This window comes from Streptomyces sp. CA-146814 (assembly GCF_050942385.1).
Classification (GTDB): Bacteria; Actinomycetota; Actinomycetes; order Streptomycetales; family Streptomycetaceae; genus Streptomyces.
On record NZ_CP192068.1, the window covers coordinates 5,480,190 to 5,503,356 of the forward strand.

The following is a 23,167-nucleotide window of genomic DNA, read 5'->3' on the forward strand; positions in this document are numbered from 1 at the left end:
CGTGGAGCGAACTACAGCACCTTCGACAGGAACGACTTCGTCCGGTCCTGCTGCGGGTTGCCCAGCACATCGCGTGGGTGGCCCGACTCGACCACCACACCGTCGTCCATGAAGACCAGCGCGTCACCGACCTCGCGGGCGAAGCCCATCTCGTGGGTGACGACGATCATCGTCATGCCGTCCTCGGCCAGACCGCGCATGACGTCCAGGACGTCACCCACCAGCTCCGGGTCGAGCGCGGAGGTCGGCTCGTCGAAGAGCATCAGCTTCGGCTCCATCGCCAGCGCGCGGGCGATGGCGACGCGCTGCTGCTGACCGCCGGAGAGCTGGGTCGGGTAGTTCTTCGCCTTGTCGGCGAGGCCCACCCGGTCCAGCAGCTTCTCGGCGCGGGCCCGGGCCACGGCCTTGGCCTCGCCCTTCACCTGGATCGGCGCCTCCATGACGTTCTCCAGCGCCGTCATGTGCGGGAAGAGGTTGAAGCGCTGGAAGACCATGCCGATCTCACGGCGCTGGAGGGCGACCTCGCTGTCCTTGAGCTCGTAGAGCTTGTCGCCCTTCTGCCGGTAGCCGACCAGCTCGCCGTCGACCGAGAGCCGGCCGGCGTTGATCTGCTCCAGGTGGTTGATGCACCGCAGGAAGGTGGACTTGCCGGAGCCGGACGGGCCGATCAGGCAGAACACCTCACGCGGGGCGACCTCCAGGTCGATGCCCTTGAGGATGTGGGCGGCGCCGAAGGACTTGTGGACGCCCTCGGCCTTCACCATGGGGGTGGTCATGCGGAGACACCTCCGGAGGGCCGGTTGCTGAACGAGGCGAGGTTCACCTTGATGCGCTGCAGCGGCGTGAGCGGCAGCGAGCGCAGCGAGCCGCGCGCGAAGCGGCGCTCCAGGTAGTACTGGCCGACGCTGAACACGCTGGTCATCACGATGTACCAGATGGACGCGACGAACAGCATCTCCATCACGGCGTACGAGGTGGAGCCGATCTGCGAGGTGGAGCGGAGCAGCTCGTTGTAGGTGACCGCGTAGACCAGGGAGGAGGTCTTCAGCATGTTGATGAACTCGTTGCCGGTCGGCGGGATGATCACCCGCAGCGCCTGCGGCAGGACCACGCGGCGCATGGTCTTGGCCTGGGTCATACCGAGCGCGTGCGACGCCTCGGTCTGGCCCTCGTCGACCGACTGGATGCCGGCGCGGCAGATCTCCGCCATGTAGGCGGCCTCGTTCAGCGCGAGCCCCAGCAGGGCGCACATGAACGGGGTCATGACGTCCGTCATCTCGTCCTTGTAGATGAACGGGATGTTCAGGACCGGGAAGATCAGCGCCAGGTTGAACCAGAGCAGCAGCTGTACGTAGACCGGGGTGCCCCGGAAGAACCAGATGTACAGCCAGGCCACCCAGCTGGTGACCGGGTTCTTCGACAGCCGCATCACGGCCAGGATCACACCGAGGATCACGCCGAGCACCATGGCGAGGACGCTGATCAGCAGGGTGCGGCCGGCTCCGGCGACGACGTTCTTGTCGAACAGCTTGTCGCCGACGGCGTGCCACTGGATGTTGCCCTGCGAGAAGGCGTATCCGAGGGCGACGAGGAGGCCGATGACCACGACGCCGCTGATCCAGCGGCCGACGTGGCGGACCGGGATGGCCTTGATGTTCTCCGGGGCCGTGGTGGCGGCCTTGGAGACGGACACCGGGCCGGCCGGTGAGCCGGGGGGTGTCTTGTCGAACTTGTCAGTCATGGTGACTGCCCTTCGGTGAAGCGTCCGGTCACTTGCCGCCGTTGATGGCGGCCTTGTCGATCGCTCCCGTGCCGGCGCCCCACTTGTCGAGCACCTTCTGGTACGAACCGTCGGCGATGATCGCGTCGACGGCCTCCTTCAGGGCGTCCCGCAGCCCCGTGTTGTCCTTCTTGACGGCGATGCCGAACGGACCGGCGTCGATCTGCTCGCCGACGACCTCGAAGGCGTTGCCGCCGTCGGCCTTGCGGGCCAGGTCGACCGCGACCGGGTAGTCGTTGACACCGGCGACCGAACCGCCGGACTTCACGCGGGTCTGCGCCTCGGTGTCGTTCTCGAACGACTCGATCTTGATGGCCTTCTGGCCGCCGTCCGTACAGGCCTTGGACTGCTTCTTGAGGGCCTCTTCGTACGTGGTGCCGCGCTGGACCGCCGCGGGCTTCCCGCACAGGTCCTCGATGGACTTGATGTTCTGCGGGTTGCCCTTCTTCGTGTACACGGCGGTGCCGGCCAGGAAGTAGTCGACGAAGTCGACGCCCTCGCCCAGCTTCTTGCCGGAGTCGTCCAGACCCTCCTGGCGCTGCTTGTTGTCCGTGATGGACGACATGGCGATGTCGTGACGGCCGGAGTTGAGGGCGGTGATCAGCCCGTCGAAGGAGCCGGAGGTGAACTCGAACTTCACGCCCAGCTGCTTGCCGAGGGCCGCGGCGATGTCGGGGTCGACGCCGACGATCTTGCCGTTCTCGACGGACTCCATGGGGGCGTACTCGGCGTTCGTACCGACCTTGATGACACCCGACTTCCGGTACTTCTCCGGCAGCTTGGAGAAGAGCGGGGCGCCGGCCTTGGTGGCCGTGCTGTCGCCGCTCCCCGAGGACGCGCTCTCGGTCTGGTCGCCGCAGGCGGTGAGCAGCAGCGATCCGGCGACCGCGATGGCGCCGACCGCCGCAATCCGGGACTTGGCGGTCTTGCGACGCATGATGCTTGCGGTCATGTCGGGATCCTCCGGCAGGTGAGGGTGAGGGTGCTTTCGGAGAGGCTTGGCACGCACCTTCGAGTGTCGTCACCTCGTTTGATGACGGCATCCTGCCATTTGGACTGACCCATTCAGGGGCCCAGCCATGTCAAAATCGGATAACGGGCGACCCCCGAACTCGCGTGGCCGGTACCTCGGGGCCGGACCATCTGTCGTGAACTCTTCGCGCCGCCGGAGAATCTTCGGTGCGTCTCTCCCGGCGGGCGGCATTTATGCCGGTTTGCCGACTTGTCCAGATATTCGACTATGAGTCACGTCACCGCATCGCAATGGACTCGTGCGGGGGCGGGTCGGTCCGGTAAGAAAGACGTTTACACCCCTCATCCGGGGCTCAGGGCGCGTGTGCGGCGCGCCCGCGCGTACGTACCTCTCCCTGCCGGGGCGGGCCAACCGCCTGGCGCAGGGCGCGTACGCGGTGCCCGCCCACCCCTCCTCAACCAGGAGTGGCCACCCTCAAACGATGAAGACTTAAGGGGTCAACACCATGGCAGCGGAGATCGTCAATCCTCGCAGCGACAGCACCACCGACAGCGCCACCGACCGTGGCATCCAGCGCACGAGCGCGGCGGACACCGGGGCCGACGAGCCCTTCGATCCGGCCTTCGCCCTCCACCGGGGAGGGAAGATGGCCGTGCAGTCCACCGTTCCGATCCGGGACAAGGACGACCTCTCCCTGGCGTACACGCCGGGTGTGGCGAAGGTCTGCAGCGCCATCGCCGACAACCCCGAGCTCGTCCACGACTACACCTGGAAGTCCCAGGTCGTGGCCGTCGTGACGGACGGCACCGCCGTGCTCGGCCTCGGTGACATCGGGCCCGAGGCGTCCCTCCCCGTGATGGAGGGCAAGGCCATCCTCTTCAAGCAGTTCGGCGGCGTCGACGCGGTGCCGATCGCGCTCGCGACGACCGACACCGACGAGATCGTGGACACCGTCGTCCGGCTCGCCCCGTCCTTCGGCGGGGTCAACCTGGAGGACATCTCGGCGCCCCGGTGCTTCGAGATCGAGCGCAAGCTCCAGGAGCGGCTCGACATCCCGGTCTTCCACGACGACCAGCACGGCACGGCCGTCGTCACCCTCGCCGCCCTGCGCAACGCCGCCAAGCTCTCCGGGCGCACGCTCGGCGATCTGCGCGGCGTGATCTCCGGTGCGGGCGCGGCGGGTGTGGCCATCGCGAAGTTCCTGCTGGAGGCCGGTATCGGCGATGTCGCCGTCGCCGACCGCAAGGGCATCGTCAGCCGGGACCGGGACGACCTGACCGACGTCAAGCGCGAGCTGGCCGAGCTCACCAACCGGGCCGGGATCTCCGGATCCCTGGAGAAGGCGCTCGCCGGTGCGGACGTCTTCATCGGTGTCTCCGGCGGTACGGTTCCGGAGGCGGCGGTGGCGTCGATGGCGCCCGGAGCGTACGTCTTCGCCATGGCCAACCCGAATCCGGAGGTCCACCCGGAGATCGCGCACAAGTACGCGGCCGTGGTGGCGACCGGGCGGTCCGACTTCCCGAACCAGATCAACAACGTGCTGGCGTTCCCGGGGATCTTCGCGGGGGCGCTCCAGGTCCGGGCCTCCCGGATCACGGAGGGCATGAAGATCGCCGCGGCGAACGCGCTGGCGGACGTGGTCGGCGACGAGCTGGCGGCGGATTACGTGATCCCGTCCCCGTTCGACGAGCGGGTCGCGCCGGCGGTCACGGCCGCCGTGGCCGCGGCGGCGCGGGCGGAGGGTGTGGCTCGGCGCTGACCTTGCGTTGAGCGGTTGTGACCGAATCAGCCCCTCCGGCGTTTGAGGAGCGGGGGTCTGGGGGCGGAGCCCGCGGCGCTGCCCCGGACCCCGCTCCTCAATCGCCGGAGGGGCTTGATGGGTTCGGGCCCCCGCTGCTCCATCGCGGCAGGGCCACTTGGTGTGCGTCACACGCGGACGCGCTTACGTGGGCGGCCCGCCGCGCCTATCGTCAAGCCATGTTCGCCGCCTACGCAGCCCGCATCGATCCCGACCAGCCCCTCAACGGCCTTGAGCTGGGCGAACGCCCGGCGCCCGAAAAGCGTCCCGGGTGGAGCACCGTCACCGTCCGGGCCGCCTCCCTCAACCACCACGACCTCTGGTCGCTGCGGGGCGTCGGGCTCTCGCAGGACCGGCTTCCGATGATCCTCGGCTGTGACGCCGCCGGCATCGACGAGGACGGCAACGAGGTCGTCCTGCACTCCGTGATCGGCCAGTCCGGCCACGGCGTCGGGCCGAAGGAGCCGCGCTCCATCCTCACCGAGCGCTACCAGGGCACCTTCGCCGAGCAGGTCACCGTGCCCACCTGGAACGTGCTGCCCAAGCCGAAGGAGCTCTCCTTCGAGGAGGCCGCCTGTCTGCCGACCGCCTGGCTCACCGCGTACCGGATGCTCTTCACCAACGCCGGTGTCCGGCCCGGCGATTCGGTGCTCGTCCAGGGCGCGGGCGGCGGGGTCGCCACCGCCGCGATCGTGCTCGGGAAGGCCGCCGGGCTCCGGGTCTTCGCCACCAGCCGCGACGAGACCCGGCGGAAGCGGGCGGTGGAGCTCGGCGCACTGGCCGCGTACGAGCCCGGCGCGCGGCTCCCGCAGCGGGTGGACGCCGTCATCGAGACCGTCGGCGCCGCCACCTGGCCCCACTCCGTGAAGTCGCTGCGCCCCGGCGGCACCCTCGTGATCTCCGGGGCCACCAGCGGCGACCGGCCGTCGCACGCCGAGCTGACCCGGATCTTCTTCCTGGAGCTCAAGGTCGTCGGCTCCACGATGGGCTCCAAGGACGAGCTGGAGGACCTGCTGGCGTTCTGCGCGACCACCGGCGTCCGTCCGGTCATCGACGAGGTGCTCCCGCTGGACCGGGCCCGCGAAGGGTTCCAGCGGCTGGCCGACGGCGAGCAGTTCGGAAAGATCGTGCTCCGGCCGACGGAGTAACTCCGCACAACTGGTCAGTACCTCATACTTGAATAAGTGTCAGCTTTGCTGATGGGATGCCGCCCATGCGTATGGGCAGAGCACTCATAGCCGTTGTCGTCGCGTCCGTCCTGGCGGCGGGAGCCCTCGCTCCCGCCGCCTCGGCGCACCCCGCGTCCACCCGGTCCGCCGACCCGTCGACGTACGAACGTTCCATCCCGCCCCTGACCGACAGTCGGGGCCGCACCCTCACCCTGCGGGGCTGGAACGTCGAGGACAAGGCGAACCGCGGCGAGGCCGCGCTCAGCGCCATCACCGAACGCCACTTCCGCGACCTGCGGGCCAACGGCTTCAACTTCGCCCGGCTGCTGGTCTTCTGGGACGACCTGGAGCCCCGGCGCGGGCAGTACAGCGAGCGCTACCTCCGGAAGATCGAACGCATCCTGGACTGGGCGCACCGGCACCGTGTCCACGTCCTCATCGACGCCCACCAGGACGTCTTCGGGCCCGCCTTCAACCACCGGGGCATCCCGGAGTGGGCCACCAGGACCGACGGCCTGCCGTTCACGCCCAACCCCGACGACTGGTTCTCCGAGTACTTCCAGCCCGCCGTCCAGCGGGCCTTCACCCACCTCTACGAGGACCCCGACCTGCGGCGCGCCCAGGCCGCCATGTGGCAGGTCCTCGCCGAACGGTTCCGCGGCCACCCGGCCGTCATCGGCTACGACCTGATCAACGAGCCGATGGGCGAGCTGCGCGAGGGCGAGGGCCTGGCGACCGCCGCCCGCCGCATCGAGGCGCAGCACCTCACGCCGATGTACAACCGCCTCGCCCGTGCCATCCGGGCCAAGGACCGGGACACCTGGCTCTTCGTCGAGCCGACCCCCATCGTCGGCGAAGGTGTGCCCACCGGCCTCGGCCGGATCCACGACAGCCGGACCGTCTACGCCCCGCACTTCTACAACACCGCCATGGAGGCGGGCGCGGACTACGACCCCGAGGCCGGCTGGATCGAGGCGTACGAGGCCGCCGTCACCGCCTATCCGGCCCGGCACGGGATGCCCGTGGTCGTCGGCGAGTGGGGGCCGCTCAACAACTCCCTCCCGAACATGGGCCGCTTCTACCGCGAGGCCGTCGCCTCCCTGAACCGCTACAGCTCCGGCTGGGCCGGATACGTCTGGTGCTACGGCGGCGGCTACTGCGCGGTCGACGAGCACGGCCGCTTCCGTACGAACAAGGAGCAGACGGCGACCCCGTACGCCCCGGCCGTCGCGGGCACGGTCCGCTCCGACACGTACGACTCCGAGAGCCGCTCCTACCGCCTCGCCTACCGTGCGGCCGCCCGTCCCGGCCTCACGGAGCTGTCCCTGCCGCCCTCCACCCGGGGCTGGCGCGTCTCCGTCACCGGGCGGGCCGCCCATGTCCTCGGCAAGGCGCCGCACGGAGGCCGCCTGACCGTGGTGGCGTGGCCCGGGGTGGAGGTGGTGGTGACCGTGCGGGAGGCTGGCCCGTATGGACGAACTGACCGCCCCTGAGGGGTTTCTGCTGCGCCCCTGGCTCCCCGCCGACGCCTCCGCCGTACTCCGTGCCTTCGCCCCGGCCGACATGGACCGCCAGAGCGACCGGCCCCTCGCCGACCGGGCCGATGCGCTGGCCTGGATCGCGGACCGTAGGCGGGAGAGGGGAGCCCGTACGGGCTACACCTGGGCTGTCGTGGGGGAGGACGGCGATCCGCTCGGCTGCGTCGCGGTCGACGCCGTCAACCTGATCCATGACACGGGCTGGATCTCCTACTGGACCACCGAGGCGGCGCGCGGCCGTGGCGTCGCGCCCGCCGGCGTGCGGGCGGTGGCGCGGTGGGCGTTCGGCGAACTCGGCCTCTACCGGCTGGAGCTGGGCCACCGCACCGACAACACCGCCTCCTGCCGGGTCGCCGTACGGTCCGGGTTCGCGTCCGAGGGGATCGAGCGGGGCAAGCTGCGCTACGGCGATGTGCGGTACGACGTCGAGCGGCACGCCCGGCTCGCGGACGATGATGTCAACTTTGATTGACGATCCTCCAGTGTCAATGTAGGTTGACGTCATGACCGAAGCAACGGATCTGGCCGCACGCGCCGGTGACCGCGACCCGCGCGTCGGGCTGCGGGCGGTGGCCGCGCTGCGGCGGCTGCTGGAGCAGCTGGAAGCCGTACAGGTACGCAGTGCCCGCGTCCAGGGCTGGTCGTGGCAGGAGATCGCCGCCGAGCTGGGTGTCAGCCGGCAGGCCGTGCACAAGAAGTACGGGAGGCGCTGATGTTCGAACGGTTCACCCAAGGAGCACGCGTGACCGTAAAAGGAGCCGTGGCGCAGGCGGAGCGCGTCGGGGCCGGATCGGTCACCGAGGAACACCTGCTGCTCGCGCTGCTGGAACGTGAAGGCAGCCGGGCCTCCTTCGCCCTCGCGGCCCTCGGCCTGAGCGGCCGCCGCGCCTCCCTCGACACCGCCTTCGCCGAGGCCCGCCGCCGGGGCGGGCTGACGAAGGCCGACACCGAGGCCCTGGCAGGCATCGGGATCGACGTCGGCGCCATCGTGGACCGGGTCGAAGGCGCCCACGGGGAGGGTGCTCTCGCCGCCGACCGGCGCAGCCGCCGGTGGTGGTCGTCGGGGCACCGACCCTTCACTCCGGGCGCGAAGGGCATCCTGGAGAAGTCGCTGCGGGTCGCGCTGGGGCGCGGCGACCGGTTCATCGGCGAGGAACACCTGCTCCTGGCCCTCACAGCGACCCCGGGAACCGTCGCCGACGTCCTCGCCGAGCACGGCGCGACGTACACGACCGTGCACCGAGCGCTGTACGGGCCCGAGGCCGACGGCCGGGGACACGCCAAAGCGGGGTGAGGCACGCGCAGGCGGCGCCAGGGAAGCGCAGGCGGTGCCAGGGAAGCGGAGGCGGCGCCAGGGAAGCGGAGCCGGGTGAGGGCGCGGACCGTGCGTACGGGTGCGGGTACCTCGTCACCGCGTACGACAAGGCACCCGCACCCGCCGCCCCTCAGCTCTCCTCGTCCTCCGGCCGCAGCAGCGCCTCGATCCGCGCCGCCGCCGCGCCCAGGTGGCGGCGGGCCTCGGCCACCTGGTCCTCCGTGACCCCGTGATCGCGGGCGGTGTCCCGGACGGTGTCGCGGAACCGGTCCAGCAGGCGGTCCAGATCGCGCGCCGGGTCGTCCGTGACCGGGACGTCCTCGCCCCAGCCGGAACCGTCAGCGGTCTCCGGCGCTCCGGCCGCCTCGGCGGGCCCGGTGGTCTCGGTTCCGGCGGCCCACGGCTTGCCGAACGAGGACCAGCCGCCGGTGCGGGCGAAGCCGCCGAGCTGTCCGGTGATCTCGGCCAGCCCTTCCCGTACGCCGGCGGGCCAGTCGCCGCGGGCGAAGTGCTCCTGCACCTGACGGGCGGCGTTCTGCATCTGCTCGCGCGCCCTGTCCTGCGCCTCCTTGGCCTGGCGGCGGGCCTGCTGGGCCTCCTCACGGGCGCGCCGCGACTCGTCCTTCGCCCGGCGCGCCTGCTCCTTCCACTCCTCCTTGGCCTGGCGCACCTCCTCCTTCGCCGCGCGCCACGCCTTGCTGTCCGCGAGGTCGCCCAGATTCCCGAGGTCGCCGAAGTCGCCCAGGTCCCCGAAGGGGGAGGACTGCTTGCCCTGGTCCGTACGGGACTCCGAGGCGGCCGCCCGCATGTCGCTGCGGAGCCGGCCCGCCGCGCCGCGCACGTCGTCGCGGATCTCGGCGGCCAGCTCGGCCAGCGAGTCACGGATCTCCAGCTCCAGGTCGGCCAGTTCGCCGCTGCGGCCAGCCAGCTCGGCGCGTCCGGCGTCGGTGATCGAGTAGACCTTGCGGCCGCCCTCGGTCGCGTGGGTGACCAGGCCCTCGGCCTCCAGCTTGGCCAGCCGGGGGTAGACGGTGCCGGCGGAGGGCGCGTACAGGCCCTGGAAGCGCTCCTCCAGGAGGCGGATCACCTCATAGCCGTGGCGCGGGGCCTCGTCCAGGAGCTTGAGCAGATACAGGCGCAGTCGGCCGTGCGCGAATACGGGGGGCATGTCAGAGAACCTTTCCGGTCGGCGCGGCACCGCGCGTGTCGTCCTCGGCCGGGGGCCTGCGGAGCAGGGCGATCGAACCGGAGACGGTCGTCGCCTTCAAGGTCCCCGTGCCGGCGCCGAGCGTGCCGGTGATCTTCTTCGCGCCCCACTGCCCGCCGACCCGCAGGTCCTCGAAGGCGTTGGAGACGGCTCCGCTCGCGGTGTTGGCCTCGACCTTCGCGTCCGCCGGATGCGGCAGCCGGATCGCGATCTCGCCGGAGACCGTGGTCAGCCGGATGTCGGTGGGCCGGTCCGCAGCCGCGCCCGACGGCTCGACGTCCAGCACCATGTCGCCGCTGATCGACTCGGCCCGGACCGAGGCGCCGGCCCCGTCCACCACCGTCAGATCACCGGCCACCGAGTGGAAGCGCAGGTCCCCGGTGACGCGCTGCGCCTCCAGGCTGCCCGAGACGGAGTCCCCGCGGACCGCGCCGGTCAGCCCGACGAGCGCGATGTCCCCGGTGATGCCGCGTACGTCGGTACGGCCGCTGATCCCGGAGACGACGGCCCCGGCGCCGATCACGCCCACCTCCACCGAGGCGGCGGCGGGCACGGTGAGCGAGACGACCGCGCTGCGGCGGCGCCCGTTGGGGTCGAGCCAGCGCAGCAGGTCCTGCCAGGGCAGATCCTCGTACGCCACGGTCAGCCGGCCGTCCTCGTACGTCACCAGGAGCGGCGGCCCCTCGATGGCGGAGACCTCCAGCCGCGCGCCCGGCTCATCGGTCCCGACGACGTTGACCGTGCCGCCGACGACCCGTACGTGGAGCGAGGTCACCGGGTCGTCGAAGGTGAGCTTCTGCGGCTCGGCGACGGTCCGCTTCGACACAGCCATGGATAGGACCTCCCGGAGAGGATGGCGACGCAACATATCGCGTCTCGTAAAGAACACGATATATCGCGGATCGGGGAAGTCAAGTGTCGCCCTATAGGAGTGCGATGCGGTCAAAAGCCATCGGAGTCGGGCAAATTGTCCTAGCGTGTGCACATGAACGCGACATCCACGGGGGCGCTCCTGCTGTGCCGCGCCGACCCCGAGACCGTACGGCCGCTCGCCCACCTGCTGCGCGAGCAGATGCTGCTGACGCGCGCGGGCGAGGAGTGGAGCGTCCTCGTACCGGAAGGGAAGCCCTGGCGCGGAACCGGTCCGTCCGGCGGCGGCCCCGAGCCGGTCGACCGGGTCATCGGCGGCTGGGCCGGAGCCTTGGCCGTCGGCTCCAGCTGGCCGGTGCTGGCCCTGTGGTGGGACGGCGACCGGGCGGGATACACGCTCGCCGCCGGATTCCGCCGTCCCGTCGGCTACATCTGGCTGGCCGACGGTACGCCGGTGGGCGAGGACGAGGCGATGCGTACGTTCGCGGCCCGGCTCGGCCTCGATCCCGTACTCGACCTCCAGGCGCTGGAGGAGCTGACCCGGCCCGACCCCGAATCGGACGCCGACGCCCGGCTGCGCGGCCTGCTCGCGGTCCTGACCCGTACGGGACTCACTCTGCCGACCGGACTCGGCCCGGGCGAGAGCGCCGACCGGCTGCGCAGCGTGGCGGCGGTGCAGCGCGGGGTGGAGCGCGTCGAGTGGTCCGGGTGGCGTGATGCCGTACGGGTCGAACTCGACGCGGTGGAGAGCAGCAGCCTCGGCCCGTGGGTGCGCGGCCCGCGGGCCCGGGCCATCGCCGCCGCCCAGCTCGCGGCTGGGCTCCCGCTCCTGCTGTGGGGCGCGCGGCGGCGCAGCGGAGGATGGGCGGCCGCCGGAGCCGTACTCCTGGCACAGGGCGCGCTGGGGCTCGCCTACCACCGGGCCAGGGCAGGCGCCTCCTGAGCGGCTCGCGGGTTACGCGTCCTCGTCGTCCTCGTCGTCCAGCCGGGCCAGCCAGGTGGCGAGGCGCTCGACCGGCACCTCGAAGTCGGGGTTGAGATCGACGAACGTACGCAGCTGCTCGGCGAGCCACTCGAAGGTGACCTCCTCCTCGCCGCGCCGCTTCTCCAGTTCCTCGATGCCACGGTCCGTGAAGTACATGGGAGAAGGATAACGAGGCGCCCAAGGCTTCGGAGACGCCGGAGACCCGGCCCCGCGACGAGCGCGGAACCGGGTCTCCGGTGTGTTCAGCCGTACGGTCCTCAGGCCTCGAAGACCTCGTTGACCAGCTGCGTCTGCTCGGCCTGGTGGCGCTTGGCCGAGCCGACCGCCGGGGACGAGCCGTGCGGCCGCGAGATGCGGCGCAGGCGCTCGCCGTGCGGCACGTCCGCGCCGACGGCCAGGTCCAGGTGGTCGATCAGGTTGAGCGCGATGAACGGCCACGCACCCTGGTTGGCCGGCTCCTCCTGGGCCCACAGGTACTTCTCGGCGTTCGGGTACTTGGCGATCTCGGCCTGGATCTCCGCACCCGGCAGCGGGTACAGCCGCTCCAGCCGGATGATCGCGGTCTCCGTGTCCCCGCGCTTCTCCCGCTCGGCGTCCAGGTCGTAGTAGAGCTTGCCCGAGACGAACACGACCTTGCGGACGTCCTCCGCCTTGACGCTGTCGTCGCCGATCACCGGGCGGAAGCCGCCGGTGGTGAACTCCTCGATCTTCGACGCCGCGGCCTTCAGACGCAGCATCGACTTCGGCGTGAAGACGATCAGCGGCTTGTGGTGCGGGTTGTGCACCTGCCAGCGCAGCAGGTGGAAGTAGTTCGACGGCAGGGTCGGCATCGCGACCGTCATGTTGTCCTGCGCGCACATCTGGAGGAAGCGCTCGGGACGCGCGGAGCTGTGGTCCGGGCCCTGGCCCTCGTAGCCGTGCGGCAGCAGCAGCGTGACGCCGGACGTCTGGCCCCACTTCTGCTCGGCCGAGGAGATGAACTCGTCCACGACGGTCTGCGCGCCGTTGACGAAGTCACCGAACTGCGCCTCCCAGATGACCAGCGACTCCGGGCGGGCCAGCGAGTAGCCGTACTCGAAGCCCATCGCCGCGTACTCGCTGAGCAGCGAGTCGTAGACGTTGTACCGGGCCTGCTCCTCGGTGAGGTACAGCAGCGGGGTGTAGTCCTCGCCGGTGACCTGGTCCACCAGGACCGCGTGGCGCTGGCCGAACGTGCCGCGGCGGCTGTCCTGGCCGGCGAGCCGGACCGGGGTGCCCTCCATCAGCAGCGAACCGATGGCCAGGGTCTCGCCCATGCCCCAGTCGATCGTGCCGTTCTCCACCGAGGCCGCGCGACGCTGCATCTGCGGCATCAGACGGGGGTGGACGGTGATCGACTCGGGGATGTTGACCTGGGACTCGGCGATCCGCTTCACGACCTCGGCGGAGACCGCGGTCTCCACGGCGACCGGGAAGGCGGCCTGCGGCTCCTGGATGTGCGGGGCGGCCGGCTGCGAGGTGGCCTCCCGGACCTCGGCGAACACCTTCTCCAGCTGACCCTGGAAGTCCTGGAGCGCCTGCTCCGCCTCTTCCAGCGTGATGTCGCCGCGACCGATGAGGGACTCGGTGTAGAGCTTGCGCACCGAGCGCTTCTTGTCGATCAGGGTGTACATCTGCGGGTTGGTGAACTCCGGGTTGTCGCCCTCGTTGTGACCGCGGCGGCGGTAGCAGATGAGGTCGATCACGACGTCCTTGTTGAACGCCTGCCGGAACTCGAAGGCGAGCCGCGCGACGCGGACCACGGCCTCCGGGTCGTCGCCGTTGACGTGGATGATCGGCGCCTCGATCATGCGCGCCACGTCGGTGGCGTACATCGAGGAGCGCGAGGACTCCGGGGCGGCGGTGAAGCCGACCTGGTTGTTGATCACCACGTGCACGGTGCCGCCGGTGCGGTAGCCGCGCAGCTGCGACATGTTGAGCGTCTCGGCGACGACGCCCTGGCCCGCGAAGGCCGCGTCGCCGTGGAGCGCGACCGGCAGGACCGTGAAGTCCGTGCCGCCCTTGTTGATGATGTCCTGCTTGGCGCGGGCGATGCCCTCCAGGACCGGGTCGACCGCCTCCAGGTGCGAGGGGTTGGCGGCCAGCGAGACCTTGATCTGCTCGCCGTCCAGACCGGTGAAGGTGCCCTCGGCGCCCAGGTGGTACTTGACGTCGCCGGAGCCGTGCATCGAGCGCGGGTCCAGGTTGCCCTCGAACTCGCGGAAGATCTGCGCGTACGACTTGCCGACGATGTTCGCCAGCACGTTCAGGCGGCCGCGGTGGGCCATGCCGATGACGACCTCGTCGAGGCGGGCCTCGGCGGCGGAGTCGATGACCGCGTCGAGCAGCGGGATGACGGACTCGCCGCCCTCCAGCGAGAACCGCTTCTGTCCGACGTACTTCGTCTGCAGGAACGTCTCGAACGCCTCGGCCGCGTTCAGCCGGCGCAGGATGCGCAGCTGCTCCTCGCGCTCGGGCTGCTGGGCGCGGGGCCGTTCCACCCGGTCCTGGAGCCACTTGCGCTGCTTCGGATCCTGGATGTGCATGAACTCGATGCCGGTGGTGCGGCAGTACGACTCACGCAGCACGCCGAGGATGTCGCGGAGCTTCATCATCGACTTGCCGGCGAACCCGCCGACCGCGAAGTCCCGCTCCAGGTCCCACAGGGTGAGGCCGTGCTCGGTGATGTCGAGGTCGGGGTGCTTGCGCTGGCGGTACTCCAGCGGGTCGGTGTCGGCCATGACGTGGCCGCGGACCCGGTAGGAGTGGATCAGCTCGAAGACCCGCGCGGCCTTCGTCACGTCGTTGTCGTGCGACGCGTCGATGTCCGTGAGCCAGCGGACCGGCTCGTACGGGATGCGCAGGGCCTTGAAGATCTCGTCGTAGAAGTCGTTCTGGCCGAGCAGCAGCTGGCTGAGGACCCGCAGGAACTCGCCGGAGGCGGCGCCCTGGATGACCCGGTGGTCGTAGGTCGACGTGAGCGTCATGACCTTCGAGATGCCGAGCTTGTTCAGGGTGTCCTGGGAGGTGCCCTGGAACTCCGCCGGGTAGTCCATCGCGCCGACGCCCATGATGAGGCCCTGTCCGGGCATCAGGCGGGGCACCGAGTGGACGGTGCCGATGCCGCCGGGGTTGGTCAGCGAGGCGGTGACGCCAGAGAAGTCGTCCATGCCGAGCTTGCCGATGCGGGCGCGCCGGACGATGTCCTCGTACGCCTGCCAGAACTCGAAGAAGTTGAGCGTCTCGGCCTTCTTGATGGCCGCGACGACCAGCTGGCGGTCGCCGTTCGGCTTCACCAGGTCGATGGCGAGGCCGAGGTTGATGTGCTCCGGCTTGACCAGGGTCGGCTTGCCGTCCTTCACCGCGAAGGAGTGGTTCATCGACGGCATGGCCTTGAGGGCCTGCACCATCGCGTACCCGATGAGGTGCGTGAAGGAGATCTTCCCACCGCGGGCGCGCTTGAGGTGGTTGTTGATGACGATGCGGTTGTCGAAGAGCAGCTTCACCGGGACCGCCCGGACGGACGTGGCCGTCGGCAGCTCCAGCGAGGCGTTCATGTTCTTCGCGACAGCGGCGGAGGGGCCGCGCAGCGTCACGTACTCCGGGCCGGCCGGGGCCTCGGTGGACTCGTCCGCCTTGGTCTCTGCCTTGGCCTTCTCCTTGGCGGGAGCGGCGGCGGGCTTGGCGGCCGGCTTGGCCGCTGCGGGCTTCGCCGGGGCCGGAGCCGGGGCGGCCTTGGCCTCGGCGGGCTTGGCCTCCGCCTTCGCCTCGGTCTTCGCCTCGGCCGGCTTGGCGTCGGCCTGCGCCGGGGCTGCCGGAGCGGCGGCGGCGGGCTTCGCCGGGGTGGTGGCGGCCGGGGCCTCGGTTGCCGCAGCCCCCGAGGCTGCGGCGCCGGGAGCGGGCTTGTCCGCCGTGCCGGAGGTGCCCGGCTTGTAGTCGGCGAAGAAGTCCCACCAGGCGCGATCGACCGAACTGGGATCCTGGAGGTACTGCTGGTAGATCTCGTCGACGAGCCATTCATTGGCGCCGAAAGCCGCGGCCGGGTTGGTGCCCGGGCTGGCTTGGTCGGTCGAGATGCTCGAGTTACTGGGGGACTGAGACGACACGGCGGCAACCGCCCTCTTCCGCTTCACAAGGTGATGGACAGCGGAAATCAAGGCTACGCCCCCCAAACCGTTCCTTGCAGACCGGGCCGGTGCTTCGTCGTGCACATCACATCGCAACGCGGGTTTCGGCGCAGGAAATGGCGGGAAACAAGCGAGGTTCCACTGCACTTCGGGTACGCAGGACCGTGGATACGGTCCCAAGACCGTATCCCGTAGAGATCCTGTACAGGATCCCCTTCCCTCAGGACGCGGATGAACGCGTCCTTCCGCTTCGAACCCTATGTCAACCGCATCGTCAACCGCGTCGCTCGGCCATCCCTGGGAGGGTGACCTGGATGCGGCAGCCCCGAGCGGATTCGGCCACGCCGATCCGGCCGCCGTGCAGATCCACCGCCCAGCGGGCGATCGCGAGGCCCAGTCCCGTACCGCCGTCGCTGCCGGGACCGTGCGGTGAGAGCGCCTGGCCTCGGTTGAACCGCTCGAAGACCCGGTGGCGCTCCGCCTCCGGGATGCCCGGGCCCTCGTCCACGACCTCCAGCTCCAGCGACTCCGGGTAGGCCCCGCGTCGGGCCAGGACCGTCACGCGGCCGTGCGGCGGACTGTGCTTGACGGCGTTGTCGATGAGGTTGGCCACCACCTGGTGCAGCCGCTCGGCGTCCGCGTGCGCGGTGAGCTCCGGGGGCGAGACGTCCAGATGGAGATGGACATCCGTACGGGAGTGGTTGCCCGACCCCGACGAGAGATGGCGCTGGGACGCGGCGAGATTGGCTTCTTTCAGTACGCCCGAAAGATACGGCCAGACCTCGAAACGGCGTGCCTTGAGCGCCACCACACCGTTGTCCAGCCGGGACAGGTCCAGCAGCGTCTCCACCAGCCGGCCGAGCCGCTCCGTCTGTTTCAGCGCCGTACGCATCGTCTCGGGATCGGCGGCCGAGACCCCGTCCACCACGTTCTCCAGCACGGCCCGCAGCGCCGCGATCGGCGTGCGCAGCTCGTGCGACACATTGGCGACCAGCTCTTTGCGGTGCCGGTCCTCCGCCTCCAGGTCGTCCGCCATGCGGTTGATCGTCTGCGCCAGGTCGCCCAGCTCGTCCCGCCGCCCGGCGCCGCTCACCCGGCGTGTGTAGTCGCCGTGCGAGATCGACCGGGCCACGGCCCGCATCTCGTCCAGCGGCGCGGTCAGGCCGTGCGCCACGAACTGCGTGATCAGCAGCGTCGCGATCACCGAGAACACGGTGATGAACTGGAACTCGGTCCGGGTCCGCAGGGCCACGATCAGCAGCCCGGTGGTGATGAACACCGAGACCACGACCAGCGTGCCGAGCTTGGCCTTGATGGAGAAGGGCCGCATCCCCGACCCTGGCCGGGTCATGGGGCCGGGGTCTCCAGGGCGTAACCGACGCCGTGCACCGTACGGATCCGCTCGGCGCCGATCTTCCGGCGCAGCGCCTTGATGTGGCTGTCGACCGTACGGGTGCCCGAGGCGTCCGCCCAGTCCCAGACCTCGGCCAGCAGCTGCTCACGCGAGAGGACGGCGCGCGGGGTGTTGGCCAGGCAGACCAGCAGGTCGAACTCGGTCGGCGTGAGGTGGACGTCCTCGGCCCGCACCCGCACCCGGCGCTGCGCGTGGTCGATCTCCAGCTCGCCGAGGCGCAGTATGCCGCTGCGCGGCGTGACGGCGGCCAGCGCGGCCCGCTCCACCCGCCGCAGCAGGACGTGCACCCGGGCGGCCAGCTCCCGCATGGAGAACGGCTTGGTCATGTAGTCGTCGGCGCCGACCCCGAGCCCGACCAGCATGTCGGTCTCGTCGTCGCGCGCGGTGAGCATCAGCACCGGCACCGGGCGCGTCGCCTGCACCCGGCGGCAGACCTCCAGGCCGTCGAAGCCCGGAAGCATGATGTCGAGCACCATCAGATCGGGCTGCCAGGCCTCGGCCGCGTCCACGGCCGCGGGCCCGTCCAGCGCGGTCTGCACCAGAAAGCCCTCCGCTCGCAGCCGGGCGGCAATGGCATCGACGATCGTGGCGTCGTCCTCTACCACCAGCACCCGGCGTTGAGCCCCTGGGGTGGCCGCGACGCCGTTGTGGGTGGTGTGTGTCTGTTCCATCGCCCCGCCCCTGCCCGTTCTCGCGCGGGACGAACCCCTGCGAGGCACGGTCTTCGCTCGTGGATTTCGTGGGTGATCCGTATGTGCCGGTCAGCAGCGTAAAGGCAGCGGAGGGCTCCCGGCTACGCAGGGTGTTGTCCCGGAGGCGCGAGAGGGGTCCGGGCAGGGTGGCGGATCGTCGGCCTTGTGAAGGTTGCCCCGTCTCCCACCGGACCCGTACATACCGGGAGGGGGGTTCGCGGAGTGTTCAGAGACTCCGCGATGCGAGATGGACCACGTCCGGCACACCTCGGGCAACAGGCACTTCTTCGGTCCTAACCCCGCTGAACCCGGCATTCCGTAACGCCTCCTCGAAGGCCGGGGACGGCTGCGCGGACCAGACGGCCAGCACACCGCCCGGGTTCAGCCGGTCACGGCAGCGGGCCAGCCCGGCGGGGGAGTAGAGGCTGCCGTTGTCCTCGGTGACGGTCCAGTCGGGCCCGTTGTCGATGTCCAGGCAGAGGGCGTCGTAACGCTCCGTGGCGGTACGGAGGTGGGCCACCAGATCCGCGTGGAGGACCTCGGTCCGCGGATCGGCCAGCGCCGCCCCGGAGATCCGCCCCAGCGGCCCGCGCCGGTGCCAGTCGACGATCGCCTGCTCCCGCTCCACCACCACGATCCGTCCCCACCGCGCCTCCTCGGCGGCCCGCACCAGCGAGAAGCCCACCCCGAGCCCGCCGATCAGCACCGACGGCCCGGTCCGCCCGACGGGCAGCGAGCCGAGAGCGGCGTCGACCAGCAGCCGCTCGGAGCGCCCGTCGGAGGTGTCCATCAGGAAGCACCCGTTGGCGATGATCTCGAAGTGCTTCCCGCGCTCCCGCAGGACGACCTCGCCGAAGGGGCCTTCGCGGCGGTCCAGGGTGATCGGGGCGGGGGGAATCATGGCGCAGGTGTAGGTCTGGATGTCGGGCTCCATGGACCGGATTCTAAGAAGGCCGCCCCCTGTTCGCGCCTGAATTCCAGGGGGTCACCCCCGTCAGTGATCGCGGTTCGGGTGCGGGCCGCGCAGCGCCAGGAGCGCCGCCCCCACCACGTACGCCGTCCCGGCCACCGCCCAGGCGGCCACCTCCGGCCCCGGCTGCATCGGCCACGCCCAGTACGCCGCCGCCCCGCCCGGTGTCCGGGGCGCCGCCAGATAGACCGCGCCTCCGTACACCGTCATCGGCAGCCAGCTCGCCCGGGCGCCCAGGAGCGCGGCCGCCGCCACCGTCACCCCCGTCGCGCCCACCACGTTGCGGACCATCGCCGGGGCGCCGAACTGCTCCGGATGACCGGGGACGGCCAGGGCCAGGGCCCCGGCTGCGAGCGCGGTGAGAGCCAGAAGGTGCGTCAGCCGCCGGGGCCACCAGCGGCGTACGGCCGTGCGGTCCAGCTCCTCGGTGTGCGAGAGGAACCCGGTGCCGATCGCGGCGGCGGCGAGCAGCGGGGCGAGCGCGAGGACCGGGAGGCGTGCGGTGTGGTCGAACTCCGGCCGGTCCTGCAGCCAGTCCGCCGCCCACGCGGCGAGCACGGCGACGGCTGCCAGCGCGGCCAGGGTCGCCGGGAGGGCGCGGGAGCGCAGATAGAGGACGGGCAGCCCAAGCCGTACGGTCGTCACAGCGTCGGCACCTCCTTCGGGTCGCAGCTGGTGCGGGTGGCCAGATAGCGGCCGAGCCAGACCCGGCGCTCGGCGTCGCCCATGGCCGTGAGCCGGTTCAGGTAGGGCGTGTCCAGGCCGGGGCCGGCCAGGGGGGCCAGCCACCGCGCCACGGCGTCGTCGGTCTCCCACATGCGCACGGTGGTGCGGTCCTCGGCCATGATCACGGCCAGGGGGCAGTCGCGGTCGGCGAGGTGCCGGGCCGTCTGGTGGGCGTAGTCGGCGGGATCGGGGAGTCTGCCGCGCACCACGGTCCAGCCTCGGGTGTGGTGGGGCAGTACGGAGGCGCCGGCCGGGGCCGGGCCGCCCTCGGGGACGTGGACGTACCTCCGCGGAGCCCCCGGAACCCCGTCCAGGCGGGAGAGCGGCCCGGCCAGCGCGTCGGACACCTGGGACAGCAGCGGTCCGTCCAGCCCGCTCACGCAGACCTGCGGCACCGACTCCGTACAGATCAGCCGTCGCGCCACCGGGTCCTCCCGAAACAGGTCCTCACCGCTGCTCACGATCGCGGGCGCGACGAGGGCGGCGGCCACCAGGGGGACGAGCGCGAGGAACCGGCGCCGGACGGCGTACGCGGTGACCAGGGCGAGCACCGGAGCGCCGGTCCAGAGGACCATCACCGGCACGAACCACGCCACCGGCACCCGGTCGGAGAGGTAGTACTGCTCGGCCGGGTTCAGGAAGCGGAGGTCGGATGCGGAGTACGAGGGGATGCCGAGGACGAGGTACGTGGCCGCAGCGAGCACCGGCGCGGCCAGCCGCCACCGCCACACGCGCCCCACCACGAACCCGGCGAACGCGGCACACACCAGGAACCAGGTATCGATGACCACCATGCCCACCGAAGGCCGGCCTGCCCCGGCATACGGCCAGGTCGCGGCCAGCACCCCCACCACGGCCACCAGATGGCCGACGACCGCCCACACCGCCACCGGCAGCGCCGCCATCACCACCTGGGCAGGACGGCCACGCGGCACCGAGAGCCAGAGGGCGGTGGTTCTACGCCGGTGCTCACGGCCGCCCTGCCAGCACCCGGCGGCCGCGACCAGCGGCCCGGCGAGCAGCGTGGCGCACGTGTGCAGCACCTCCTGCGTATCGCCCCAACCGCCCTGCCACTGAGGGGCCTTGCTGATCATCGGCACGCCGATGGTCAGGGCGACGGCCGGAGCGGTCCAGGGGGCGATCCCGCGCCGCAACTCGGCCCGGAACGCGGCACGCGCCGGAGGGCGGACGCGGCGCGGGGCGACGGACCCGGGCGGGGTCGACGTGGCCGTCACGCCCTCACCGCCGTACGGTGTGTGCGCAGGGCGGTGGTGTAGCCGCGTTCGATCGGGTTGCCGCCGAGCCCGTCCGCCGTGTCGCCCAACTCGATCAGGTCGGCGGTGGTGCCCCGGTAGGCGATCCGGCCCGCCTCGATCAGGGTCACCTCGGTGCAGGCCGCGGCGACGTCCTCGACCAGATGCGTGGAGACGATCACCGTGGAGGTCCGGCCCAGCTCCCGCAGCAGCGCCCGGAACTCGACGCGCTGCTCCGGGTCGAGACCGGCGGTCGGCTCGTCGAGCAGCAGGAGCGCGGGTTCGTTGACGATCGCCTGGGCGATGCCGACCCGCCGCACCATGCCGCCGGAGAGGGTCTTCACCTTGGCGTCGATCCGCTCGCCGAGCCCGACCCGTTCCACGGCCCGCTCGACCGCCGCCGCGACCCCTGCCCCGTCCATCTCCTTGAGCCAGGCCACGTACCCGACGAACTCGCGGACCGTGAACCCCGGGTAGTAGCCGAACTCCTGCGGCAGATAGCCGAGCCGGCGCCGTACGGAGGCCCGCTCGCGGTGATCTCCTCCCCGGCCGACCTCCCGGCCGAGCAGCTCCACCTGCCCGGCGTCCGGGGGCGAGACCGTGGCCAGCACCCGGATGAGGGAGGTCTTGCCCGCCCCGTTGGGCCCGAGCAGCCCGTGCACACCTGGTGCGAAGTCCAGGTCCACGGTGTCCAGGGCGGTCTTCCTGCGGTGCCGGACGGTCAGGCCGGCGACCTTGGCGCTCACGGTGTCTCCAGATGGTCGAAGGAGCGGCGGCGGGCGGCGAGCAGCAGCGCGCACGCCACGGCCCCGGCGGCCCAGCCGCCTTGCACGGAGGATCCGGCGAAGTACGGGGCGGCTCCCGCCATCAGCGCCGCACCGGCCGGTCCGGTGGCGGCGGCAGGAGCGACGACGAAGGCCAGCCAGGCTCCGCCGACGGCAGCCGCCCCCCGGCGGCTGCCGACGAAACTGCCCAGCGCGAGCGCCGCGAGCGTCAGCGCCAGCCCCGGCAGCAGCCAGGCGGCCGCCCCCGGTCCGCCCGCCGCGACCGGCAGCACCGCCCCGGCCAGGGTCAGCGCCGGGACGCTCACCGTGAGGACGGCGGCGGCCCGGGTCAGCAGCAGCCGCAGCCCGCCGGACGGGGTCGCGGTGGCGATCTCGTACAGCGGATCGGCGTGGCGACCGTACGACAGGGCGACCCCGGCGAGCGGCAGCACCGGCGCCGTCACCAGCAGCAACGGCCGCACCGAGGCCCCGAGCCCGGCCCCGTACGACAGGGCGACGGCCCCGAGGGCGACGAAGACGAGCGCCACCAGCCAGGCCCCCCGCAGGGCGGGCCCGGCGGCCCACACGACCCGTGCGGCCCGTGACAGACGCGGGGGCACCCCCGTGGTCCCCGCGCCTGTCACGCCGCTGGTGCTGGTGCTGGTGCTGGTGCTGGTGCCGGTGGTGGTGTCGGCGTACGCCCGGGAGCCGACGCTCTCCCGGGGCTCCTGGACAGCCCGCTCCAGCACCGCCGCCCGGATGCCGGCCAGCACCGCCCCGGTCTCCGCCACCGCCCGGACCGCCGACGACACCACGGCCGCGCAGGCACCGCACGCCTCGACATGCTTCTCCAGGGACCAGGCATCGCTCTCGGCAGCCGTACCGGCGGCGTACCGCGCGGCCAGCTCCCCGCCCACGTGCCAGTCCGGCCCCGGACCGGAACCCTGCCGCCTCATGCCGTACCTCCCAGCGCTTCGCCGTCCGGCGCCAGCCGTTCCAGCGCGGCCCGCAGCTCGCGCCGGGCCCGCATCGCGCGGGTCTTCACCGTGCCTTCGGGAATGCCGAGCAGCGCGGCCGCCTCCCTTGTCGACAGGCCGTCCACGACCGTGGCGCGCAGGACCTCGCGCAGCTCCGGTGAGATCCCGGCCAGCGCGGTGCCCACGTCCCCGTACTCCAGGCCCGCCAGCACCCGGTCCTCGGCGGAGGGGGCGACGGCCTCCGGCACCGCGCTCGGTGCCCGGTCGGCGCGGGCGCCCGCCCGCAGGGCGTCGACGAGCCGGCGCGAGGCGATCACCCACAGCCACCCGCCGACCTGCGCGCCCCGGTGCGAGCCGGCCGAGCGCCAGACGGTCACGAACGTGTCCTGGAGGACTTCGCGCACGGTCTCCGCGTCCCCGCACCGCCGGGCGAGCCGGGCGTGCAGCCAGCCCGCATGCCGGTCGTAGAGCGCGCCGAGCGCCTCCGCGTCGCCATGTGCCACGGCGCGCACCAATGCCGCGTCGTCGCTCTCCGTCTCCGTACCGTCATCCCGGTCTCCCCCCGCAGGGCGCAACAGCCTCACACCCTCC

22 protein-coding genes are annotated in these 23,167 nt (G+C 71.5%); 7 read left to right on the plus strand and 15 right to left on the minus strand.

The genetic code is table 11. The features are described from left to right. Nucleotides 1-11: 11 nt before the first annotated feature. Genes ACQP09_RS24710 through ACQP09_RS24720 form a run of 3 tightly spaced genes read right to left on the minus strand, consistent with a single transcriptional unit; the run spans nucleotide 12 to nucleotide 2,732 of the window. Nucleotides 12-776, minus strand: a complete 765-nt coding sequence (locus ACQP09_RS24710) for an amino acid ABC transporter ATP-binding protein (protein WP_018509991.1) — start codon at nucleotides 774-776, stop codon at nucleotides 12-14. Beyond that, nucleotides 773-1,741: an amino acid ABC transporter permease gene (locus ACQP09_RS24715; RefSeq protein ID WP_432149764.1), complete on the minus strand. Its 969-nt coding sequence runs from the start codon at nucleotides 1,739-1,741 to the stop codon at nucleotides 773-775. Before ACQP09_RS24715 ends, ACQP09_RS24710 begins: the two co-directional genes overlap by 4 nt. Before the next feature lie 28 nt (nucleotides 1,742-1,769). Next, nucleotides 1,770-2,732, minus strand: a complete 963-nt coding sequence (locus tag ACQP09_RS24720; RefSeq protein WP_432149763.1) for an ABC transporter substrate-binding protein — start codon at nucleotides 2,730-2,732, stop codon at nucleotides 1,770-1,772. A 526-nt stretch (nucleotides 2,733-3,258) separates the two neighbouring features. Between ACQP09_RS24720 and ACQP09_RS24725 the strand changes: the two genes are divergently transcribed. The 6 genes from ACQP09_RS24725 (at nucleotide 3,259) to ACQP09_RS24750 (ending at nucleotide 8,552) form a co-directional block, all read left to right on the plus strand. Then, nucleotides 3,259-4,512 (plus strand): NAD(P)-dependent malic enzyme, encoded by a 1,254-nt coding sequence (locus ACQP09_RS24725; RefSeq protein WP_433403191.1) that lies wholly within the window; start codon nucleotides 3,259-3,261, stop codon nucleotides 4,510-4,512. 218 nt (nucleotides 4,513-4,730) lie between these two features. Further along, nucleotides 4,731-5,699 (plus strand): zinc-binding dehydrogenase, encoded by a 969-nt coding sequence (locus ACQP09_RS24730; protein ID WP_433403193.1) that lies wholly within the window; start codon nucleotides 4,731-4,733, stop codon nucleotides 5,697-5,699. A 65-nt stretch (nucleotides 5,700-5,764) separates the two neighbouring features. Further along, nucleotides 5,765-7,213 (plus strand): cellulase family glycosylhydrolase, encoded by a 1,449-nt coding sequence (locus tag ACQP09_RS24735; protein ID WP_433403196.1) that lies wholly within the window; start codon nucleotides 5,765-5,767, stop codon nucleotides 7,211-7,213. Beyond that, nucleotides 7,191-7,730 carry a GNAT family N-acetyltransferase gene (locus tag ACQP09_RS24740; RefSeq protein ID WP_433403198.1) on the plus strand — a complete coding sequence of 180 codons (540 nt, stop codon included), beginning with the start codon at nucleotides 7,191-7,193 and terminating at the stop codon, nucleotides 7,728-7,730. Before ACQP09_RS24735 ends, ACQP09_RS24740 begins: the two co-directional genes overlap by 23 nt. 31 nt (nucleotides 7,731-7,761) lie before the next feature. Next, nucleotides 7,762-7,971, plus strand: coding sequence for a sigma factor-like helix-turn-helix DNA-binding protein (locus tag ACQP09_RS24745; RefSeq protein ID WP_006127526.1), 210 nt, complete (start codon nucleotides 7,762-7,764; stop codon nucleotides 7,969-7,971). Continuing rightward, nucleotides 7,971-8,552 (plus strand): Clp protease N-terminal domain-containing protein, encoded by a 582-nt coding sequence (locus ACQP09_RS24750; RefSeq protein WP_433403201.1) that lies wholly within the window; start codon nucleotides 7,971-7,973, stop codon nucleotides 8,550-8,552. The genes ACQP09_RS24745 and ACQP09_RS24750 overlap by 1 nt, the downstream gene beginning before the upstream one ends. A 151-nt stretch (nucleotides 8,553-8,703) precedes the next feature. Here ACQP09_RS24750 and ACQP09_RS24755 read toward each other — a convergent pair whose 3' ends face one another. Both ACQP09_RS24755 and ACQP09_RS24760 read right to left on the minus strand, forming a co-directional pair. Beyond that, nucleotides 8,704-9,741, minus strand: a complete 1,038-nt coding sequence (locus ACQP09_RS24755; protein WP_433403203.1) for a helix-turn-helix transcriptional regulator — start codon at nucleotides 9,739-9,741, stop codon at nucleotides 8,704-8,706. Between the two features lies 1 nt (nucleotide 9,742). Further along, the gene (locus tag ACQP09_RS24760; RefSeq protein WP_433403205.1) at nucleotides 9,743-10,612 is read right to left on the minus strand and encodes a DUF4097 family beta strand repeat-containing protein; all 870 of its coding nucleotides are present in this window, start codon (nucleotides 10,610-10,612) and stop codon (nucleotides 9,743-9,745) included. Between the two features lie 153 nt (nucleotides 10,613-10,765). On the opposite strand from ACQP09_RS24760, the gene ACQP09_RS24765 reads away from it, so the two are divergent. Continuing rightward, nucleotides 10,766-11,593, plus strand: a complete 828-nt coding sequence (locus ACQP09_RS24765; RefSeq protein ID WP_433403208.1) for a hypothetical protein — start codon at nucleotides 10,766-10,768, stop codon at nucleotides 11,591-11,593. A 12-nt stretch (nucleotides 11,594-11,605) separates the two neighbouring features. Here ACQP09_RS24765 and ACQP09_RS24770 read toward each other — a convergent pair whose 3' ends face one another. The 10 genes from ACQP09_RS24770 to ACQP09_RS24815 form a co-directional block, all read right to left on the minus strand. Continuing rightward, nucleotides 11,606-11,791 carry a DUF6104 family protein gene (locus ACQP09_RS24770; protein ID WP_003966321.1) on the minus strand — a complete coding sequence of 62 codons (186 nt, stop codon included), beginning with the start codon at nucleotides 11,789-11,791 and terminating at the stop codon, nucleotides 11,606-11,608. Nucleotides 11,792-11,892: 101 nt separating this feature from the next. Continuing rightward, entirely contained in the window at nucleotides 11,893-15,759 is a 3,867-nt protein-coding gene (locus ACQP09_RS24775; protein WP_433403211.1) for a multifunctional oxoglutarate decarboxylase/oxoglutarate dehydrogenase thiamine pyrophosphate-binding subunit/dihydrolipoyllysine-residue succinyltransferase subunit, read from the minus strand. 295 nt (nucleotides 15,760-16,054) lie between these two features. Further along, nucleotides 16,055-17,131: a HAMP domain-containing sensor histidine kinase gene (locus ACQP09_RS24780; RefSeq protein WP_433403213.1), complete on the minus strand. Its 1,077-nt coding sequence runs from the start codon at nucleotides 17,129-17,131 to the stop codon at nucleotides 16,055-16,057. Next, entirely contained in the window at nucleotides 17,128-17,865 is a 738-nt protein-coding gene (locus ACQP09_RS24785) for a response regulator transcription factor (protein ID WP_018509977.1), read from the minus strand. Before ACQP09_RS24785 ends, ACQP09_RS24780 begins: the two co-directional genes overlap by 4 nt. Before the next feature lie 247 nt (nucleotides 17,866-18,112). Then, the gene (locus tag ACQP09_RS24790; RefSeq protein WP_433403216.1) at nucleotides 18,113-18,820 is read right to left on the minus strand and encodes a spermidine synthase; all 708 of its coding nucleotides are present in this window, start codon (nucleotides 18,818-18,820) and stop codon (nucleotides 18,113-18,115) included. Between the two features lie 60 nt (nucleotides 18,821-18,880). Continuing rightward, nucleotides 18,881-19,501, minus strand: coding sequence for a hypothetical protein (locus ACQP09_RS24795; protein WP_433403219.1), 621 nt, complete (start codon nucleotides 19,499-19,501; stop codon nucleotides 18,881-18,883). Continuing rightward, complete coding sequence (locus tag ACQP09_RS24800) at nucleotides 19,498-20,817, minus strand: hypothetical protein (protein ID WP_433403221.1); 1,320 nt, start codon at nucleotides 20,815-20,817, stop codon at nucleotides 19,498-19,500. The genes ACQP09_RS24795 and ACQP09_RS24800 overlap by 4 nt, the downstream gene beginning before the upstream one ends. Continuing rightward, complete coding sequence (locus ACQP09_RS24805; protein ID WP_433403223.1) at nucleotides 20,814-21,581, minus strand: ABC transporter ATP-binding protein; 768 nt, start codon at nucleotides 21,579-21,581, stop codon at nucleotides 20,814-20,816. The genes ACQP09_RS24800 and ACQP09_RS24805 overlap by 4 nt, the downstream gene beginning before the upstream one ends. After that, nucleotides 21,578-22,555, minus strand: a complete 978-nt coding sequence (locus ACQP09_RS24810; protein ID WP_433403226.1) for a zf-HC2 domain-containing protein — start codon at nucleotides 22,553-22,555, stop codon at nucleotides 21,578-21,580. The genes ACQP09_RS24805 and ACQP09_RS24810 overlap by 4 nt, the downstream gene beginning before the upstream one ends. Beyond that, nucleotides 22,552-23,160, minus strand: a complete 609-nt coding sequence (locus tag ACQP09_RS24815) for an RNA polymerase sigma factor (protein WP_433403228.1) — start codon at nucleotides 23,158-23,160, stop codon at nucleotides 22,552-22,554. Before ACQP09_RS24815 ends, ACQP09_RS24810 begins: the two co-directional genes overlap by 4 nt. Between the last annotated feature and the right edge of the window lie 7 nt (nucleotides 23,161-23,167).

Bases quoted from the DNA above. Each gene is read 5' to 3' on its own strand.
- ACQP09_RS24710 (WP_018509991.1), bottom strand. From the start codon at position 776: ATGACCACCCCCATGGTGAAGGCCGAGGGCGTCCACAAGTCCTTCGGC.
- ACQP09_RS24715 (WP_432149764.1), bottom strand. From the start codon at position 1,741: ATGACTGACAAGTTCGACAAGACACCCCCCGGCTCACCGGCCGGCCCG.
- ACQP09_RS24720 (WP_432149763.1), bottom strand. From the start codon at position 2,732: ATGACCGCAAGCATCATGCGTCGCAAGACCGCCAAGTCCCGGATTGCG.
- ACQP09_RS24725 (WP_433403191.1), top strand. From the start codon at position 3,259: ATGGCAGCGGAGATCGTCAATCCTCGCAGCGACAGCACCACCGACAGC.
- ACQP09_RS24730 (WP_433403193.1), top strand. From the start codon at position 4,731: ATGTTCGCCGCCTACGCAGCCCGCATCGATCCCGACCAGCCCCTCAAC.
- ACQP09_RS24735 (WP_433403196.1), top strand. From the start codon at position 5,765: ATGCGTATGGGCAGAGCACTCATAGCCGTTGTCGTCGCGTCCGTCCTG.
- ACQP09_RS24740 (WP_433403198.1), top strand. From the start codon at position 7,191: ATGGACGAACTGACCGCCCCTGAGGGGTTTCTGCTGCGCCCCTGGCTC.
- ACQP09_RS24745 (WP_006127526.1), top strand. From the start codon at position 7,762: ATGACCGAAGCAACGGATCTGGCCGCACGCGCCGGTGACCGCGACCCG.
- ACQP09_RS24750 (WP_433403201.1), top strand. From the start codon at position 7,971: ATGTTCGAACGGTTCACCCAAGGAGCACGCGTGACCGTAAAAGGAGCC.
- ACQP09_RS24755 (WP_433403203.1), bottom strand. From the start codon at position 9,741: ATGCCCCCCGTATTCGCGCACGGCCGACTGCGCCTGTATCTGCTCAAG.
- ACQP09_RS24760 (WP_433403205.1), bottom strand. From the start codon at position 10,612: ATGGCTGTGTCGAAGCGGACCGTCGCCGAGCCGCAGAAGCTCACCTTC.
- ACQP09_RS24765 (WP_433403208.1), top strand. From the start codon at position 10,766: ATGAACGCGACATCCACGGGGGCGCTCCTGCTGTGCCGCGCCGACCCC.
- ACQP09_RS24770 (WP_003966321.1), bottom strand. From the start codon at position 11,791: ATGTACTTCACGGACCGTGGCATCGAGGAACTGGAGAAGCGGCGCGGC.
- ACQP09_RS24780 (WP_433403213.1), bottom strand. From the start codon at position 17,131: ATGACCCGGCCAGGGTCGGGGATGCGGCCCTTCTCCATCAAGGCCAAG.
- ACQP09_RS24785 (WP_018509977.1), bottom strand. From the start codon at position 17,865: ATGGAACAGACACACACCACCCACAACGGCGTCGCGGCCACCCCAGGG.
- ACQP09_RS24790 (WP_433403216.1), bottom strand. From the start codon at position 18,820: ATGGAGCCCGACATCCAGACCTACACCTGCGCCATGATTCCCCCCGCC.
- ACQP09_RS24810 (WP_433403226.1), bottom strand. From the start codon at position 22,555: ATGAGGCGGCAGGGTTCCGGTCCGGGGCCGGACTGGCACGTGGGCGGG.